The organism is Alistipes sp. AF14-19 (genome assembly GCF_003461645.1).
Taxonomy (GTDB): Bacteria; Bacteroidota; Bacteroidia; order Bacteroidales; family Rikenellaceae; genus Alistipes; species Alistipes shahii.
Genome location: NZ_QTXM01000005.1, coordinates 29,381 through 45,639, shown reverse-complemented (window position 1 = coordinate 45,639; position 16,259 = coordinate 29,381). Strand labels below are relative to the sequence as shown.

Genomic DNA, 16,259 nt, shown 5'->3' with positions numbered 1-16,259 from the left:
ATTCACCAAAACAGATTTACCATATTTCTTTAAAGGAGTTGAGAGAAGGATTCTACCAATGCCGGCGGTTCGAAGCCACGAACCTGTGGCGGAGATCGTTCCTTCTTTCCATTTTTCTGGTCTTTTGTTTCGCCGTCTACGGAGCGCTGGCGTCCGAAATCCTGACCGCCGGACCCGGAGCGGCCAATTTCCTGGCGCTGAACGAAGCCGCCTGCGCGGTGGCGCTGCTCGGAACGTCGTTCGCCCTGATCTGGATCATGATGGCCAAGGGGTCGAAAGCCTGGTACGAGGTCTACGAACGCTACATATTCGAGATCGAACAGGAGGAAGCCGAAGGACTGAAAATTCCGGAGCGCTATCGGCTGGGAGCCTTGTGCCGCCCCTGGGAGATGAACGGCAACCTCTTTTCGAAGAAGGCGGGCCGCTACTCCCCCTCGCGGCTCAACATCACGATCGGGTCGGTGACGCTGACGGCCTGGCTGACCGTCGGACTCATCCACTATGCCGCCAGTGTCATCCTTTACGCCGAAGGCCCTGCCCTCTGCTGGCAGCCGCTGATCCTCGCGCTCATCCCCGCCTCGTTCCTCGCCGTTCTCGTCACGGCGGCTCGCAACATGTGGGGCCGGAGCCGGTCGCTGGTGAAGCCCTGACCCCGGATTTCCGGAAATGACAAAAGCGGACCCGAGAAAGGGTCCGCTTTTTTTCGGCCGTCCCGGCGGCTTACTTCGCCAGTTCGCGCGCCACGGCCAGCGCCTTTTCGTAGTCGGGCTCGTGGGTGACCTCGGGCACGTACTCCACGTAGCGCACCACGTCGTCGCGGTCCACGACCACCACGCCGCGCGCCAGCAGGCGCAGGGAGTCGATCACGAAGCCGTACTTCATGCCGAAATCCAGCTCCCTGTAATCCGAGAAGACATGCACGCGGTCGATGCCCTCGGCGGCGCAGAAGCGTTTCTGCGCAAAGGGCAGGTCGACCGACAGCGACACGACGACCACGTCGTCGCCCAGTTTCGACGCCTCGCGGTTGAAGCGGATGTTCTGCAACGAGCAGACCGGGGTGTCGACCGACGGAAAGACGCTGTAAATGCGCACCTTGCCGTGGAAAACGTCCGACGACACGGGTTGCAGACCCGCATCGGTGACCGTAAATACGGGGGCCGTCTCCCCCACTTTGCAGCGATTGCCGACAAGCGTCACGGGCTTGCCGCCGAAAGTTACCTTGTGATCCATAATTCGATAGTTTTTATAATCAGGTGGTTCAACGCAATTCCGATGCCACCCGGCTGCGAGCCGGATCTGCGGGACGGGACGCCCCGCACCGCGCCCCTCCGCATCTGGTCATCGGCCGGCTTTAATTCGCGCGACGGCCGCCGCAACCCCGGCATAGAGCGCCGGCAGGTCGACGCCCGCCACGCAGCGGTTCTCGACGACGATCCGTCCGTCGACGACCACCGTATCGACATCCGAGGCCTTGCCGCAGTAGACCAGATTCGACACCACGTCGTTGACGGGCTGCAAATGGGGTTTCTGAAGGTCCACGACGATCAGGTCGGCCAGCGCGCCCTCGCGGACGACGCCCAGTTCGCCGTCGGCATAGCCCATCGCCCGCGCGCCGTTCGCCGTCGCCAGCCGCAGCGCCTCCCAGGCCGGAAGGGCCACGGGATCGCCCGTCGCGGATTTTTGCAGGAAGGCCGCCGTGCGCACCTCCTCGAACATGTCGAGATCGTTGTTCGAGCAGGTTCCGTCCGTGCCGACCGTCACCAGCGCACCCGCGGCGCGCATCCGCTCGACGGGCGCCACGCCGCTCGATATTTTCATGTTGCTCTGCGGGTTGTGCGACACGGCGACGCCCCGCGCGGCGAGTGTCTCGATGTCGCTGTCGGTCACGTGGATGCAGTGCGCGCCGATGGTCTTCGGCCCCAGCAGTCCCAACCCGTCGAGGTGTTCGACCGAGGTTTTCCCGTACTTTTCGCGCACGATGCGCACCTCGTCCTGCGTCTCCGAGATATGGATCATCAGATGCAGGCCGTATTTATCCGCCAGCCGCTTGCCGCGCAGGAGGTTCTCGGGCGACACGGTATAGGGCGAATGGGGCGCCAGGGCGATCTGCACCCGGTCGCATCCGGCGGCCAGCCGCACGGCCTCCTCCACCTGGGGCATCACCTCGTCGACATTCGAATCGAAGTAGTTGCAGCCCAGCATGGCGCGGATGCCCAGCCGTTCGACCGTCTCCACGCAGCGGTTTTCGAAATAGTACATGTCGACGAACGACGTCACGCCGCCCAGCAGCATCTCGACCACGCCGAGCGTCATGCCCAGCGCCACATCGTCGGCTGTCTGACGCGCCTCGAAGGGCCAGATATAGTCGTGGAGCCACTCCATCAGGGCGATGTCGTCGGCAAGGCTGCGTTGCAGGGTCATGGCCGCATGGCAGTGGGTGTTCACCAGCCCCGGCATCACGAGTTTGCCCCGGCAGTCGAACTCCCGAAGCCCGGGGTGCGCCGCGCGGAACTCCGCGGCGGCCGTTTCCGACTCCGTGACCAGCGCGATGCGGTTGCCGTCGACGCCTACCCAGCCCGCAAAGGTGCGGGGGGCGTTCCCGGCGGCCGTCATCGGCAGCACCGTCGCGTTTGAAAAAAGAATTGCCATATTTCGGTTCATTATGTCATTCGGTCCCGGACAGCGCCCTGCCATAAGCCCCCGCCGAGGCGGGGGTTTGGGGGTGGGTCAGACTTGCCAACGACGCCAAAGGCGGCGAAAGCGGCAGTCGACAGCACTGCGGGATGCCGATGACTCGTTCATATTCTTACTTATACTTCACTTTCACCTTTTCGGTCTTGACCTTTCCGCGGGGCTGCCCCTCGATCGAGTTGCCCTGCACGGTGATCACGTCGCGGCCGTCGACCGAATTGGAGTAGACCTGGATCACCTTGTTGAAGGCTCCCGGCTCGCTCTTGTGGGGTTCGTAGATGATGCGGATCACCCCCGAATCGGCCGGCTCCACGGGACGCTTCGAGAACGACGCCTTGAGGCACGAACACGAAGTGATGACCCGCACCAGCACCAGCGGGGCCGTACCGTCGTTGACGAACCGGAATTCGCGGACCAGGTCGCCGCCCTTACGGGGCACGTCGCCGAAATTATAGGTCGCGTTCTCCAGCCGGAGGTGCGCCCCCTTTACGGGTTTTTCGGCATAGCCCGCAGCGAACGCCAGGCAGGCGAGGATTGTCAGCAGTAGTATTTTCATCGTTCAAATTCTATTCCGCAGTTAACTTAAAAATATATGTTATCACGCCGCCTTCAATCACAGTTCGACTTTCGGTAAATCGCGTTCTAAGCGCAGCTTTTCGCGCTTCGGCCACTAACTCTACATCGGATGTTGTAGATCCTTTCGGCTCATAAGCTGCACTTGTAACCCGCCCCGAAGCATCAACCGTCACACGAATAAGCACCACACCGCTCTTATTTTCAGGCTGTTCCGGCAGAGGCAGCACCCCTACCAGTCCGCGCTTTTTCAGATCCTGGTCCAGCTGGTCCAGTCCGTCGGGGTTCAGTCCCGGACCCGTGCCGCTGGCCTTGTCCTCGCCCTCGGGAGCGCGGGGATTGCCCGCATTGTCGGGTTCGTCGGCCCCGCCCTTGTTCATCTTGAACAGCGCCTTGGGGTTGGGCGTCTGCGTCACAGGGTCCTTGCCCGCAACCTGCGCCGTCTGCTCCACGGGTGCCGCGACATCGTGCACGCGCGGCTCGTTGGCCACCTTCACGGGCGGTCTGGGCGGCTCGGGAACGGGCGGCTCGGTGAAGTCGACGAGAATCGTGTCGCCCGGCTTGTCCGTCACCGGCGAGAAATCGAACGACACCAGCGCGAACGAGCCGGCCAGCAGCACGCCGTAGACCGCCGTCGCGATCATCGCCCACCGTCGCGGGGATTTATTATCGGGATCGTAGTAATACATTGGTTTCCCAATTAAAAATTAAGAATGAAAAATTAAAAATTGCCCCTGCGCCAGGGTGGCACGGATTTCATTTTTAATTCTTAATTTTTCATTTTTCATTGAACTTATTTCGGCGAAGTCGCCAAAATAAGTTTATAATTATTGTCCTTGGCGATGTTCATAACCTTCACCACCTCATCCACCGCAACGGTCTTGTCGCAGTGGAGCGAGACGGTAGCGTCCTTCTGCCCGTCGAGCCGCGCCTTGAGCGCCCGCTCCACGCCGCCGATCGAACCCACGTCCTGCAATTCGACATAGTAACGATACTTGCCGTGACCCGCATCCTGAACCGACACCGTGGTCATCGCCTTGTCCTTCAACTGGTTCGAACTCTTCGGAAGCATCAGTTTCAGGGCGTTGGGGTTGATCAGCGTCGTGGCGATCAAGAGGAACAGCAGCAGCAGGAACATCAGGTCGGTCATCGACGAGGCCGAGAACGATTTATCGACTTTCGATCCGTGTTTGATTGCCATAACGCGCTATTTTTGAACGGGTTGATTCAGAATGTCCATAAACGCGATCGAGTTGGCCTCCATCTGGAACACCAGCTTCTCGATGCGCGCCACGAGGTAGTTGTAGCCGAAGTAGGCCGGAATGCCGACGATCAGACCCATCACGGTGGTCACCATCGCCACGTACATGCCGCTCGACAGCAGCCCCAGGTCGACCGTGCCGCCCGCGGCGGACATGTCCATGAAGGTCTGCACCATACCTAACACCGTGCCGAGGAAACCGATCATCGGCGCGCCGCCGGCGATCGTGGCCAGGAACGGAAGGCCGTTTTCGAGTTTCGAGACTTCGAGGTTGGCGACGTTCTCGATGGCGGTCTGCACGTCGCTCATCGGGCGTCCGATGCGCTCGATGCCCTTCTCGATCATGCGTGCGATGGGCGTGTCGGTCTTCTTGCAGAGGTTCACGGCCGTCGAGATCTTGCCGTCGGAGATGTAGTCGCGGATGCGGTTCATAAAGTTCATGTCCAGCACCGAAGCCTTGCGGATGGCCATGAAACGCTCCACGAAGATAAAGATCGTCACGCCCCCCAGCGCCAGCAGCGGCCACATCAGCCAGCCGCCTTTGGTAAACAGGGTCCACAAGCCCATACGGGTCTCCTCACTTACGGCCACCGCCTCGGCAGCCTGCAAAAATGTTGTCATAATGGTTTAGAAATATTTAAGTTTACAAATTTTATCCTTCCAATTTCGTTTCCGAGCGCCGGTTTTGCAGTCTGCGCCCGCGGGGGCGCACGCGCCCCGGCCCCTCCGCCCGCGCTTTTAGTCGGGTCGTTGTTTCACGGCTCCGGCATCAAGTCGGATTCAATCACCGCAGGGACATCTTTCACTTTTCAAGCAGTCTCTGCTCTCGCTTAACCGCAAAGTTCACCTTCTATTCATCCTCTTCCTCTTTAACGTATCCGAACGGCGAAAGCGTATCCGCCGGTTCGCGCAGACGGCTCCGGTCCGCATCTTCGGCCGCCTTTTCGGCCGCGCGGGCCGTACGGCGGGCGATGCGCCGCGCCTTGCGCTTCTTGTTCGTAAAACGCTCCTTGATCCGCTGCCGCAGGTCGCGCAGGTTGTCGAAATCCTCCTTGAAGTAGACGCCGATGCCGGTCTCCTGCAAACCCTGGTTCTCGTCGAAGCGGTCGATGGTCTGCGTGAAGGCTTTCAGCTTGAGCGTCCCGGCCCGGTCGATCAGGTAGGTGATGTAGGCCTCGCCCATGAAGTTGGACATCGAACTGTTCACGGCCTGCTTGTTGTCGATCAGGTAGTTGCCCTCGACCTCGACGAACAGCCGGTTGTTGATCAGGCTCTTCGACAGCCCGAAATCGACCTCGTCGCTCGTCAGTTCCGATTTGGGCCGGTAGCGGATCACCACGTTGTAGTCGGACGACGAAAGCCAGTTGCTGACCATGTTCGACACGAACTCCAGTCCCGTGGCCGCCGACACCGAGCTGCCGATGTTCGACGAGGCCTGCGACGAGTTCTCGGACATGAAGCTGTTGAACAGCAGCAGGTAGAGGAACTGCGTGTCGACCGTCTCGGGGGTCGAGAGAGCATTGGCGATCAGGCTCTGCGTCTCGGGATCGGAGCCGGGAACCCGCACGTCGAAGGTGATCGTGGGGTTCGAAAGCCGCTCGCCGAGGTGAATGACGCACTCCACGGGAACCGAACGGTCGCCCCCGAGGTCGGCCGTGCCCTGCAGGAGGGGTTGCAGCGACGCCTTGACCTTGTACACGGCGTCGATGTCGAGCATCGCGTTCATCGGCGACCCGGTCCACTGGATCGACGAACCGCTCTCGATGGTGAAGCGTTTGTTGATGATCTGCTGGAGCGACAGCATGAAACTGCCCTCCGCGATCGTATAGTCGCCGTAGATCTCGAAAATATTGGCCTTGGGGTTGATCTGGAGGTTCAGCGCGCCCGCGCCGCGCCCCTTGACCGTGTTGCCCGCCACTTCGAGTTCGACTTCGGCGTCGGGCCGCACGTCGAGCGCGAGGGTGATCTTCATCTGGCTCCCGGCGTCGGATTTCTGGCGGTGCTTGCGCTCGAAGGAGAGTTTCTTGCGCGCCACGTCGTCGAGCGTATCGGCCTGCTCGGGCTGCTCGAAGACCACGAAATCGGCGTTCGAAATGTTCGACTTGCTCGACAGCGGCATCACGAACGAGGAGTTGCCGTCGGTCGAGGCCGTTATATCCATGTTCACCGCCCCCTTGTCGCCCGAGATGCGGGCCGTGCCCGTGGCGAAGACCCTGCCGTAGAACATGTCGTTGTCGTCGGAGTCGGTGTCGAGCACCAGCATCTGCTGCGGGGCCACGCGCACGTCGTAGGAGATATTCGAAAGGTGCTGGAGGCTCATGTCGAAATCGAACCGCCCCCGGTTGCCCCGTGGGTCGAAAATCGGGACGTTCGAAGCCCTGAACCGGTTGTTCTTCACGTTCAGCACGGCCTCGGGCATCGAGTAGGTCACCTGCGTGAAATCGACCGTGGTTTTCAGCCCCGCGACCCGGATTTCGCCTTCGAGATCGGCCTTGCGGCCCTGGCCCTGCAACGTGAGGCCGGCCGAGGCCATGCCCTCGGTCGAGGAGACGACACCCGCGAGGATCGGGTCCAGCAGCGCCATGTCGAGACTGTCGACGTCCAGCCGGGCGAAATAGCGGTTGCGGTCGGGGGCGTAGAAACCGCGGATCAGCGTGTCGCGCCTGATACGGTCGGAGACCGTCACTCCGGCGCGGCTGCGGGCGAAGTCCCAGCGCGAGGCGAGGCGCATCGGCGGCGCGGGAATGTCGTTGACCTCCACGCTGTCGAGCAGGATGTCGGCCGTGATCTCGCCGCCGCGCAGCACCGACTTCATCGCCGCCGAACCGTTCGTGCGCCCCTCGATGTAATAGCCCATGCGCTCGGCGACCTGCGCGAAGGGCGCCAGGTCGAAATTGTGCAGCGAGAGCGTCACCGAATCCTCGCGGCTGCGCGAGGCGACGCCGTCGAGCAGCAGCTCCTGCTCGCGGTTCATCACGTAGAACTTGTCGATCACGACCTGCGCGGTGTCGAGCAGGATTTTGCGGGCGAAAATCTGCCACGTCTTGTCGCCGCGGGTGATGTGCGAGGGAAGAATCCGCAAATCGACGACGCGGCCGTTGGGTCCGTGCTCGTCGGCCACCGCGGCGCGGAACCCGACGAGTCCCGAGACGCGGCGCAGGGTGTCGTCGAAGCCTGCCGAGAGCTGCACGCGGTTCTGCCGCGCGCCGCCCGTCAGCGAGAGGCGCGGAAGGTGCAGCACCCCTGCATAGAGATCCTCGGCCGAGGCGTAGACCGCCAGCGAGTCGCCGCGGTTCGAGGCGTTGACCGAAAGGCGCGTGGCAAGCATGCGCCGGCGCTCGATGTATTCCGACGCTGCCTTGAGCGACAACTGGTCGCTGGCCGGATTGAACAACAGTTGCAGCGACGAGCCGTCGGCGATCTGAAGTCCCGTCGACACGGCGTCGGCCACGGGGTTGAAATTGCGGATGTTGACCGACAGCAGCGAGAAGTCGTTGGCCACGGCGGCCTTGCGTTCCGAAGGCGTCTCCTCCCACTTTTCGCCGCCCAGCATCGGCAGGTATTTCCACGCGCTCCGGCGCAGGTATTCGAAGACGGTGCGGTAGCTGGTTTTCGACCGGAACGTGACGTCGGCGAAGTCCGAGCGCAGTTCCACGAACTTGCTCCGCTCGGAGTTCTCGCCCGTGACGGTCATGCTGGCGGCCGCGATCTCCTTGTCGTTGTAGCGGTAGCGGGCGTCGGTCACCTGAATGCGGCCGTTCAGATCGTCGAGCGAACGCCCTCCGGCGGCAGCGACGATGCGGCCCGAGAGCTGCGACACCGAGTCGCGGCGGTTGACGTGCAGCCGGGCCAGATCGGCGTGCCGCAGGTCCATCGTGAAGTCGTAGCGCGGCACGGAGTCGTTCAGGTCGACCGTGCCGAAGAAGTCGAAGTCGAGGTTGGGATCGCGGGCCGTGATGCGTCCGTCGAACTCGCGGTTGCGCAGGCGGCCGTCGAGCCGCAGCGAGTCGTAGACATAGCCGTTGAATCCCAGCTGCGTGACGTTGCCCACGACGTTGGCGTCGGCCACGCCCCTGCCGATCACGCCGTCGACATAGGCCGTGAGGGTGGCGTTGCCCAGCAGATCGCGGCGGTCGAGCAGCTCGCCCAGACGCAGGTTGCGCGTCTCGACATCGCCCCGCACGCTGCTCAACCCCCCTTTGACCGGGGCCATTTTCAGGTTGCAGGAGACGTTGCCCACGCCCGTCGCGGCGCCCAGCTGCATGTCGAACGACGAGAGCAGTCCCCGGAAACGGGCATTGAGGTCGATCTGCCCGGAATTGCCCAGCACGCCGACCAGCTTGTCCGAGAGTTTGCGGCCCGCGATGCCGAGGACCAGCTCGTCCACGGCCCGGGCCGTGGAGCGCAGGCGGGGAACCGACAGGTCGAAACGGGTCTTCCGGATGTCGGGAAGCCCCTTCACCGAGGCGTCGGCCACGAGCGTCGTCCCCTCGCCGATCTGCATGCTCCTGATCCGGCCCGTGAAATCGGACACCACGCCGGCGACCTCGACGTTTACGTCGGTGAAATCCACATGCCAGTCGCGCAGCTTCGGGGCGAAAAAGGCGATGTCGTCGGTCGAAACGGTCGTATTGCGCATCGAGGCGTCGATGCGCACCTCGCCGATGAAATCCTTGTACTGCGCCCACGAGTCGCCCGCCAGCGAGACGAACGGAAAGTTGACGTTCGAACGCGGCGTGATGATCGAGGCGTTCTCGAAGCCCAGACAGCCCTGCGTCATGTAGAACCGCCCGGCCAGGTGGTTCAGCACGAAGCCGCTGCGTTCGCGGGCCGAAAAGGCCGCAATGGAGGTGTAAATGGCCTGCCCGTCGATCGTGAAATCGTCCACGCGGGCCGTGATGCCGTAGAGGTGCATGTGCGAGAAGTCGATGCCGTGCTCCGGATCGCGATGGTCGAGCCGTTCGAGGCAGAGGTCCATGTTCTCGATCGAGGCCTTCTTCAGCGAGAGGCGGAAATTGCCCTTCTTGGGTTTGTCGGGGTCGGAAATGCGGTCGACGATCTGTTTGATGTTCATCTCCCCGCCGGGCGTCTGCCGCAGGTAAAGCCTCGCGTCGGCGATCTCGCCGCGGCTCAGCTCCAGCCCGCCGCCGAAGATGCCGAAACTCGTGATGAAGGCGTCGAGCTTCCCGACGTAAAGCAGCGTGTCGCGCTGGTAGTCCTCGACATAGAAGCCCTTGACCCTGACCTTCGAGAAGATGCCGATGTCCACGCGGTCGATCGACACGGTGGTCTCCAGCTTGCGCGAGACGAAGCACGCGGCCCTGTGCACCGCGTAGTTCTGCACGGCGGGAATGTCGAGCAGCAGCGAGAGCGCCACGGGAACAATTATCAGCAACAAAACCGCCGCCGAGAACACCTTTCCCAATATTTTTATACCTTTGCGCATCAGGACTCCTATATAACCTGCAAATTTAGCGAAAATAGTTAAAAAACAATTATAATTCCGGATGGATATTACAATTCTCGGCATCGAATCCTCGTGTGACGACACCTCTGCCGCCGTGCTCCGCAACAACGTCCTGCTGTCGAACGTCATCGCCTCGCAGGCGGTTCACGTCAAATACGGCGGCGTGATCCCCGAACTGGCCTCGCGGGCCCACCAGCAGAACATCATCCCCGTCGTGGACACGGCGCTCAAGGAGGCGGGCGTCGCCGCCGACCGGATCGACGCCATCGCCTTCACCCGCGGCCCGGGGCTGGTCGGATCGCTGCTCGTGGGCGTGTCGTTCACCAAGGGGCTTTCGATCGCCCGCAACATCCCGATGGTCGAGGTCAACCACCTTCAGGGGCACATTCTCTCACACTTCATCGACCTTCGGGACCGCACGCTGCCCCATCCGGACTTTCCGTTCCTGTGTCTTCTGGTGAGCGGCGGCCACACGCAGATCGTGCGCGTGGACTCCCCGCTCGAAATGGAGATCATCGGCACGACGATCGACGACGCCGCGGGCGAGGCCTTCGACAAGTGCGCCAAGGTGATGGGACTGCCCTACCCGGGCGGCCCGGTGATCGACCGTCTGGCCAAGGAGGGCGATCCGAAGGCATTCCGCTTCGCGCATCCCCGCGTCGAGGGCTACGACTATTCGTTCTCGGGCCTGAAAACCTCGTTCCTCTACACGCTGCGCGACGCCGTGGCCGCAGACCCCGACTTCATCGAGACGCACAAGGCCGACCTCTGCGCCTCGCTGCAAGGGACCATCGTCGAGATTCTGCTCGACAAACTCATCCGCGCCTCGAAGGAGACGGGCATCCGCGACATCGCCATCGCGGGCGGCGTCTCGGCCAACTCGGGCCTGCGCGACGGCATCGCCGAAGCGGGCCGCCGGCGCGGCTGGCGAACGTTCCTTCCGGAGTTCAAGTTCACGACCGACAACGCGGCGATGATCGCCATGGCGGGCTACTACCGCTACCTGCGGGGCGACTTCTCGTCGCTCGACGTCTCGCCCGTGGCGCGGCTCGAGGAGTTGTAAGCTACTCACTCACAAAAAAAATAATTTATGCAAACATCCAGATTCATGCGGGTCCTTTCGGGGCTGCTGCTGTCAGTTTTCGCCGTCACCGGCCCAACCGCCTGCAACGACGACAACGACAAGAACACCGCGACGCTGACCGTCAGCACAGACGCCCTCGTACTGGGCGGCGAGGCCGGGGAGTCCGAAACCTTCACCATCACTACGACCGCCGCGTGGAAGGCCGTCCCCTCGGGCGAAGGCTTCACGCTCGACAAGACCGAGGGCACGGGTGACGCTACCGTCCGCGTAACCGCCGCCGCGGGCAACTGGGACGGCTATGTGAAGCAGCTGGGCAGCATCGAGATCGCGGCCACGAACGTCGACGGAGTGAAAACCGTCAGCGTCAGCCAGGACGAAATCACCCCGGTGCTGCCGTCCGAGGTAACCCTGGTGGCCGATTTTACGCTGGGAGCTTCGGTCGCCACCCCCGAGCTGCCGCCCTATTCGACGGATAACTTCACGACCGGGCGCCATGAGTACACGATCGGCGGCTACACATTTGCCATTTTCGTCGATCCGGACGAGGGCGGCAAATTCTACTGGCTCGACAACAAACAGTTCAGCCCCTCCATTCCGGATCCGGCCCAAGGACTGTTTTTCAGCAAATTAGGCGCATACGTCGAATTCCCGGCCATCGCCGGCAAAGTTCTTTCGGAGGTTCACTACCTGCCCACGAGCCAGCAGAACGACGTCAGCCTCGACCTGTTCGGCGCCGACAATTCGGAACCGCAGTATACGCTCGATTACGGCGACGACGGCACATGGTCCTACACACTGATCGACGCCCGAGAGAACCTGCGTTACCGCATCGAGATCACCAACAAGAAAAACGCGCAGCTCGCCAAACTCAAACTCGTCTACGCCGCGGCGAAATGACGCACGACATCCGGCAAAGACAAACCCCTCCCGGCCATTTGGCCGGGAGGGGTTTGTCTTTATTGGGAGGCGGCGGATCACTTCGCGCCGAAGAGTTTTTCCCGGAGCGAGAAGCCTTCGCATTTCGCGGCGAAGCTGTCGTACTCGGTGCGGAGCGATGTCATCAGCTCCCGGACCGACTGAATCTTCTCGGCACGCCAGGCGTTCGAGCCGCAGAAGGCGTAGCCGTTGCGGAGCTTGCCCTTGAAAGCGTTATAGAGGGCCAGCATGATGCAGTAGGGGCTGTGCGTCACGTCGCACGTCTTGATGCAGTCGAACGGGCACGCCTTGGGGACCTTCAGGCCCTCCTTCACGCGGTCGAGGAACGAGTTGCGAATGGCCCGACCCGGCATGCCGACGGGGCTTTGGATGATCTCGATGTCCTCCTCGTGCGCCTCGATGTAGCTCTGCTTGAAAGCCGGATCGGCGTCGCACTCGTCGGTGGTGACGAAGCGCGTCCCCATCTGCACGCCGTCGGCGCCCAGCGCCATGATGCGGTAGATGTCCTCGCCCGTATAGATGCCGCCGCCGGCGATCACCGGAATGCGGCAGTTGTGCTCGGCCTCGAAGGCACGGACCTCGGCCACGATCTGCGGAACGATGGCTTCGAGCGAATAGTGCTCGTCGGCGATCTGGTCGGCCTTGTAACCCAGGTGGCCGCCCGCCTTGGGACCCTCGACCACGATGGCGTCGGGGATGTACTTATATTCCGAGAACCATTTCTGGCACAGTACCTTCGCGGCGCGCGCCGACGAAACGATCGGAGCCAGTTTGGTCTTGGCGTCTTCCGTGAGGAACGACGGCAGGTTCAACGGAAGCCCCGCACCCGAGAAGATGATGTCGGCCTTCTCGGCGATGGCGGTCTTCACCATGTCGGCGAAGTTGGACATGGCGACCATGACGTTGACGCCGATGATGCCCTTCGTCGCTTCGCGGGCCTTGCGAAGCTCCTCCTTCAGCCCCCAGATCGAGGCGGCGCGATAGTCCTTCGAATAGTTGTTATAGATCGCCCCGAGACCGGCCGACGAGATGACGCCGACACCGCCCTGATTGGCCACGGCCGATGCCAGGCCCGCAAGGGAGACGCCTACGCCCATACCGCCCTGAACGATGGGCATGGAGGCGCATAAATTTCCGATTTTCAATGATTTCATGCTGTTTACTTAAAAGAATAAGTGACGTAACGGGGTACAAGGTACGGAAAATCGGAGCGTTTGGTTCCGCGCGGGAACATATTTAACGCAGACTTCACATTGTCCGCTCACAAAAACCGGATGCCGCGGACCCGTTTCTGCCCCCGGCCGGCGGCCTCGCGCTCGACGATGCCCGTCACGACATCCGCCGCGTCGTGCCATCGGTTGGCGCGAAACTTCCGGCGGTAGGTCGTCAGATGGGCGTAGAGTTCGGGCCAGCGGAGGTTCCAGCCGCGGGGAAAACGCACGAGGTGGAGCGCCGTGGCCGAATTGGAGAGGATGCGCGCCTCCTTGTTGCCGCTCTGGTGGAACCACTCGACGCGCACGCCCGGCGCAAGTGCCTGCACGGCCCGGGCGAAACCGCGGCCGCCGTTGTTGCTCTCGATGGCGGCCTGCCGCGTGTCCGAGCGCACGAGCATCTCCCCCACCAGCGGCTCGGTCGCCTCCATCGGCTCGCGCGAATAGACCGCGTCGGTAATGTAAATCACCCCGTTGGCATCGACCGCATAGGAGAGCGAACAGAGGTAGTCGTCGCCCGTGTCGGCGGTGTCGGTGTAGTTGGCGCGGCGGACGATCTCGTGTGGCAGACAGTCGTACTCGGCGAAATTCAGCCCGTACAACAGCCCCTCGCGGGCCGACGGACGCCCCTGATACATCGCCTCGAATTGCAGCGGGTCCAGCCGCCGCTTGGCCTCCAGCAGCGCAGCGCCGTGCTGCCGCTCCCACAACGCCTCGCCCGGCTGGCGGGGGTCGACCTCCGTGGGCGGCGCGGTTTTCAGAGCCTCGAAATTGAGGTGCAGCCACCGGTCGGCAGGCAGCGTGTCGAGCTGCGACCACGCGCGCAGCTCCTCGACCGGCTCGCGGACCGCGAGGGCGCCGATCAGGTCCTCCTCGTGCCAGCGGGTGAAGACCACCAGCTCGCGCGAGGCGTTGTGCATGCGGGTCCGCACGACGGAGGTGTACCACTCCCAGCAGTTGGCGCGGACGAGCGGCGAATTGGCTTCAAGCGCGTCTTTATATAAATCGTCCAAAACAAAGCAATCCACGCGGTTACCCGTCAGCGACCCTTCGCGGCCGACGGAGAGCAGCCCGCCCCGGCGGCCGATGATCTCGACCTCGTCGGCCGTGCGGATGTAGCCGGGCGGTTTCGCCCCCCGCTTGATGGAGGTGTCCGGAAAAAAGGCCGCGTATTCCTGCGATTCGAGGATGCGCTGCACGCGGCGGTTGAACTTCGAGGCCAGCGTCCCCGAGTAGGAGGCGATCGCCACCCGGCAGTCGGGGTCGAGCCCCAGCACGTAGGCCGGGAGCAGGGTCGTGGCCCCGACGCTCTTACCGTGCTGGGGCGGCATGGTGACGATCAGCCGCCGGACGCGCCCCGCGGCAAAGGCCTCCAGCACCCGGTAATAGGCCCGGTGGAAGGGTTCGAGCTCGAGAAAGGGATAGACCCCGAGGGCGAAATCGGCGAAGGACGGGGGCGCGGCCGGCGGCGCGTCGTCCGGAAGCACCAGCCCCTCGGGAAACGGCGAGCCGCCGGAAAACAGCGGAAAGCCCGCAAATACGGCATCGCACGCGGGAGCATCCGGAGAGGCGTTCCCGCCGGTTACGAAAACCTCTGCGGAGGAGCGCTCCGCAGAGGTCGGTTCGGTTGGTTTGAGCATTTTACTGAATTTTTTTGAAAAACCCATGCGCGGCGCCGCGGCGGGCAGGTTTTTTGTCGGGGTGCGCTCCGGCGGCAGCGCCGTGCCGGGGAAGGAGGGCCGGAGCGCGGCGGCAGGTCAGAGGAGCGCGCGCACCTCGGAAAACGAGAAGTCGTTCAGCGCTTCGCCGTCGCTGCCGACGGTGTGAAACTCCCACCAGACGGGAACCAGGTCCGCAATCGCGTCCCGGTCGCCCTCGGGGAGCTGCTCGCGCCGCCGGTAGACGATCACCGAGGCCGTGAGCCGGCACTCCATATCGCCGAAAGGAAACGTGAGCGAGCCTGAAAAGTAACTTCCCCCGCCGATGGCCTCCGCAAGACGCGCGGCCACTTCAAGGTAAAGTTCCGATGAAACCGAATACATCATTGATAATTAATCGTTTTTTCGCAAAAGAGTTTGCAGAAGAAAATAAATTGTTTAACTTTGCAGAACAAAGATAAGTTCAAAATTTGAATTTTCTGCAATAAAGTTCAAATATTTTATATAAATAATTCCGATAACAAAGCGATGAACGAACGGGTAAAACTGATACGCAAGCAGCTCGGCATGACACAAGAGCAACTGGCACAACGACTTGGAATCGGCAAAGCGGCGCTGTCGATGATCGAAACCGGCAAGGCGGGGCTTTCGGCGCGCAACCGCAACATATTGGTTCAGGAATTGAACGTCAATCCCGACTGGCTCGAAACCGGCAAGGGCAACATGTTCAACGCCGAACCCGATCTGACGGCCTACATGCACCGCACGGACAACTCGCTGCCGCTGCAAAGCGTCCCCCTCTACTCGATCGAGGGCACGGCGGGCCTGGTCCCGCTGTTCACCGACCAGGCGCAGAGCAAGCCCGTCAACTTCATCCACATTCCCAACCTCCCGAAATGCGACGGGGCGATCTATATCGTCGGCGACTCGATGTACCCGCTGCTCAAGAGCGGCGACATCGTGCTGTACAAGCAGCTGCGCGACATAAACGACATCTTCTGGGGCGACATGTACCTGCTGTCGATCGACATCGACGGCGAGGAGTACGTGACGGTGAAGTACATTCAGAAATCAGACCGCGCAGGCTACGTGAAACTCGTGAGCCAGAACCAGCACCACGCCGACAAGGACGTGGAGATCTCGCGCATCCGCGCCATCGCGCTCGTGAAGGCGAGCATCAGGATGAACTCGATCCGTTAGCAGAAACAGCGGAGGCAGACCGAAGGGGCGAAAAAACGCAATCGGACAAAGCTGCGCAAATAAAATCCGGTTTTGGGTAACCAATTCCGGATTTTTTATTATCTTTGCAAAGGTCGAATTGGTTCGCCAATTTCGACCGTGTCAAACTCCGGGCTGCGGCCCGCCGTTCCGGAATACA

14 protein-coding genes are annotated in these 16,259 nt (G+C 62.1%); 4 read left to right on the top strand and 10 right to left on the bottom strand.

The genetic code is table 11. From position 1 onward, the window contains the following. The first annotated feature begins 38 nt into the window (after positions 1-38). Positions 39-650 carry a hypothetical protein gene (locus DWW03_RS06250; RefSeq protein ID WP_022061891.1) on the top strand — a complete coding sequence of 204 codons (612 nt, stop codon included), beginning with the start codon at positions 39-41 and terminating at the stop codon, positions 648-650. Positions 651-720: 70 nt separating this feature from the next. Here the strand turns inward: DWW03_RS06250 and tpx are convergent, their stop codons facing one another. The 7 genes from tpx to DWW03_RS06215 form a co-directional block, all read right to left on the bottom strand. After that, positions 721-1,230, bottom strand: a complete 510-nt coding sequence (tpx, locus tag DWW03_RS06245) for a thiol peroxidase (protein ID WP_015545783.1) — start codon at positions 1,228-1,230, stop codon at positions 721-723. 108 nt (positions 1,231-1,338) lie between these two features. Further along, positions 1,339-2,649 (bottom strand): amidohydrolase, encoded by a 1,311-nt coding sequence (locus DWW03_RS06240; RefSeq protein ID WP_118406502.1) that lies wholly within the window; start codon positions 2,647-2,649, stop codon positions 1,339-1,341. A 157-nt stretch (positions 2,650-2,806) separates the two neighbouring features. Further along, positions 2,807-3,247: a DUF1573 domain-containing protein gene (locus tag DWW03_RS06235; RefSeq protein ID WP_022061889.1), complete on the bottom strand. Its 441-nt coding sequence runs from the start codon at positions 3,245-3,247 to the stop codon at positions 2,807-2,809. A 10-nt stretch (positions 3,248-3,257) separates the two neighbouring features. Continuing rightward, a complete protein-coding gene (locus DWW03_RS06230) occupies positions 3,258-3,953 on the bottom strand; it encodes an energy transducer TonB (RefSeq protein ID WP_022061888.1) in 696 nt (231 codons plus the stop codon). A 104-nt stretch (positions 3,954-4,057) separates the two neighbouring features. After that, positions 4,058-4,465 (bottom strand): ExbD/TolR family protein, encoded by a 408-nt coding sequence (locus tag DWW03_RS06225; RefSeq protein ID WP_015545779.1) that lies wholly within the window; start codon positions 4,463-4,465, stop codon positions 4,058-4,060. 6 nt (positions 4,466-4,471) lie between these two features. After that, positions 4,472-5,146, bottom strand: coding sequence for a MotA/TolQ/ExbB proton channel family protein (locus DWW03_RS06220; RefSeq protein WP_022061887.1), 675 nt, complete (start codon positions 5,144-5,146; stop codon positions 4,472-4,474). A gap of 229 nt (positions 5,147-5,375) precedes the next feature. Next, positions 5,376-9,971 (bottom strand): translocation/assembly module TamB domain-containing protein, encoded by a 4,596-nt coding sequence (locus tag DWW03_RS06215; RefSeq protein ID WP_022061886.1) that lies wholly within the window; start codon positions 9,969-9,971, stop codon positions 5,376-5,378. Between the two features lie 61 nt (positions 9,972-10,032). Between DWW03_RS06215 and tsaD the strand changes: the two genes are divergently transcribed. Beyond that, a complete protein-coding gene (gene tsaD / locus DWW03_RS06210; protein ID WP_015545777.1) occupies positions 10,033-11,055 on the top strand; it encodes a tRNA (adenosine(37)-N6)-threonylcarbamoyltransferase complex transferase subunit TsaD in 1,023 nt (340 codons plus the stop codon). Between the two features lie 27 nt (positions 11,056-11,082). Beyond that, on the top strand, positions 11,083-11,973 hold the full coding sequence (locus tag DWW03_RS06205; protein WP_147344291.1) for a BACON domain-containing protein: 891 nt from the start codon (positions 11,083-11,085) through the stop codon (positions 11,971-11,973). A gap of 77 nt (positions 11,974-12,050) precedes the next feature. Here DWW03_RS06205 and DWW03_RS06200 read toward each other — a convergent pair whose 3' ends face one another. The 3 genes from DWW03_RS06200 to DWW03_RS06190 form a co-directional block, all read right to left on the bottom strand. After that, positions 12,051-13,166, bottom strand: a complete 1,116-nt coding sequence (locus tag DWW03_RS06200) for an NAD(P)H-dependent flavin oxidoreductase (protein ID WP_118406501.1) — start codon at positions 13,164-13,166, stop codon at positions 12,051-12,053. Between the two features lie 107 nt (positions 13,167-13,273). After that, positions 13,274-14,863 carry a phage terminase large subunit gene (terL, locus tag DWW03_RS06195; RefSeq protein WP_259301980.1) on the bottom strand — a complete coding sequence of 530 codons (1,590 nt, stop codon included), beginning with the start codon at positions 14,861-14,863 and terminating at the stop codon, positions 13,274-13,276. 117 nt (positions 14,864-14,980) lie between these two features. Beyond that, positions 14,981-15,268, bottom strand: a complete 288-nt coding sequence (locus tag DWW03_RS06190; RefSeq protein WP_022061535.1) for a hypothetical protein — start codon at positions 15,266-15,268, stop codon at positions 14,981-14,983. 141 nt (positions 15,269-15,409) lie between these two features. Between DWW03_RS06190 and DWW03_RS06185 the strand changes: the two genes are divergently transcribed. Then, positions 15,410-16,081 (top strand): XRE family transcriptional regulator, encoded by a 672-nt coding sequence (locus tag DWW03_RS06185; RefSeq protein ID WP_015545772.1) that lies wholly within the window; start codon positions 15,410-15,412, stop codon positions 16,079-16,081. Positions 16,082-16,259: the final 178 nt, after the last annotated feature.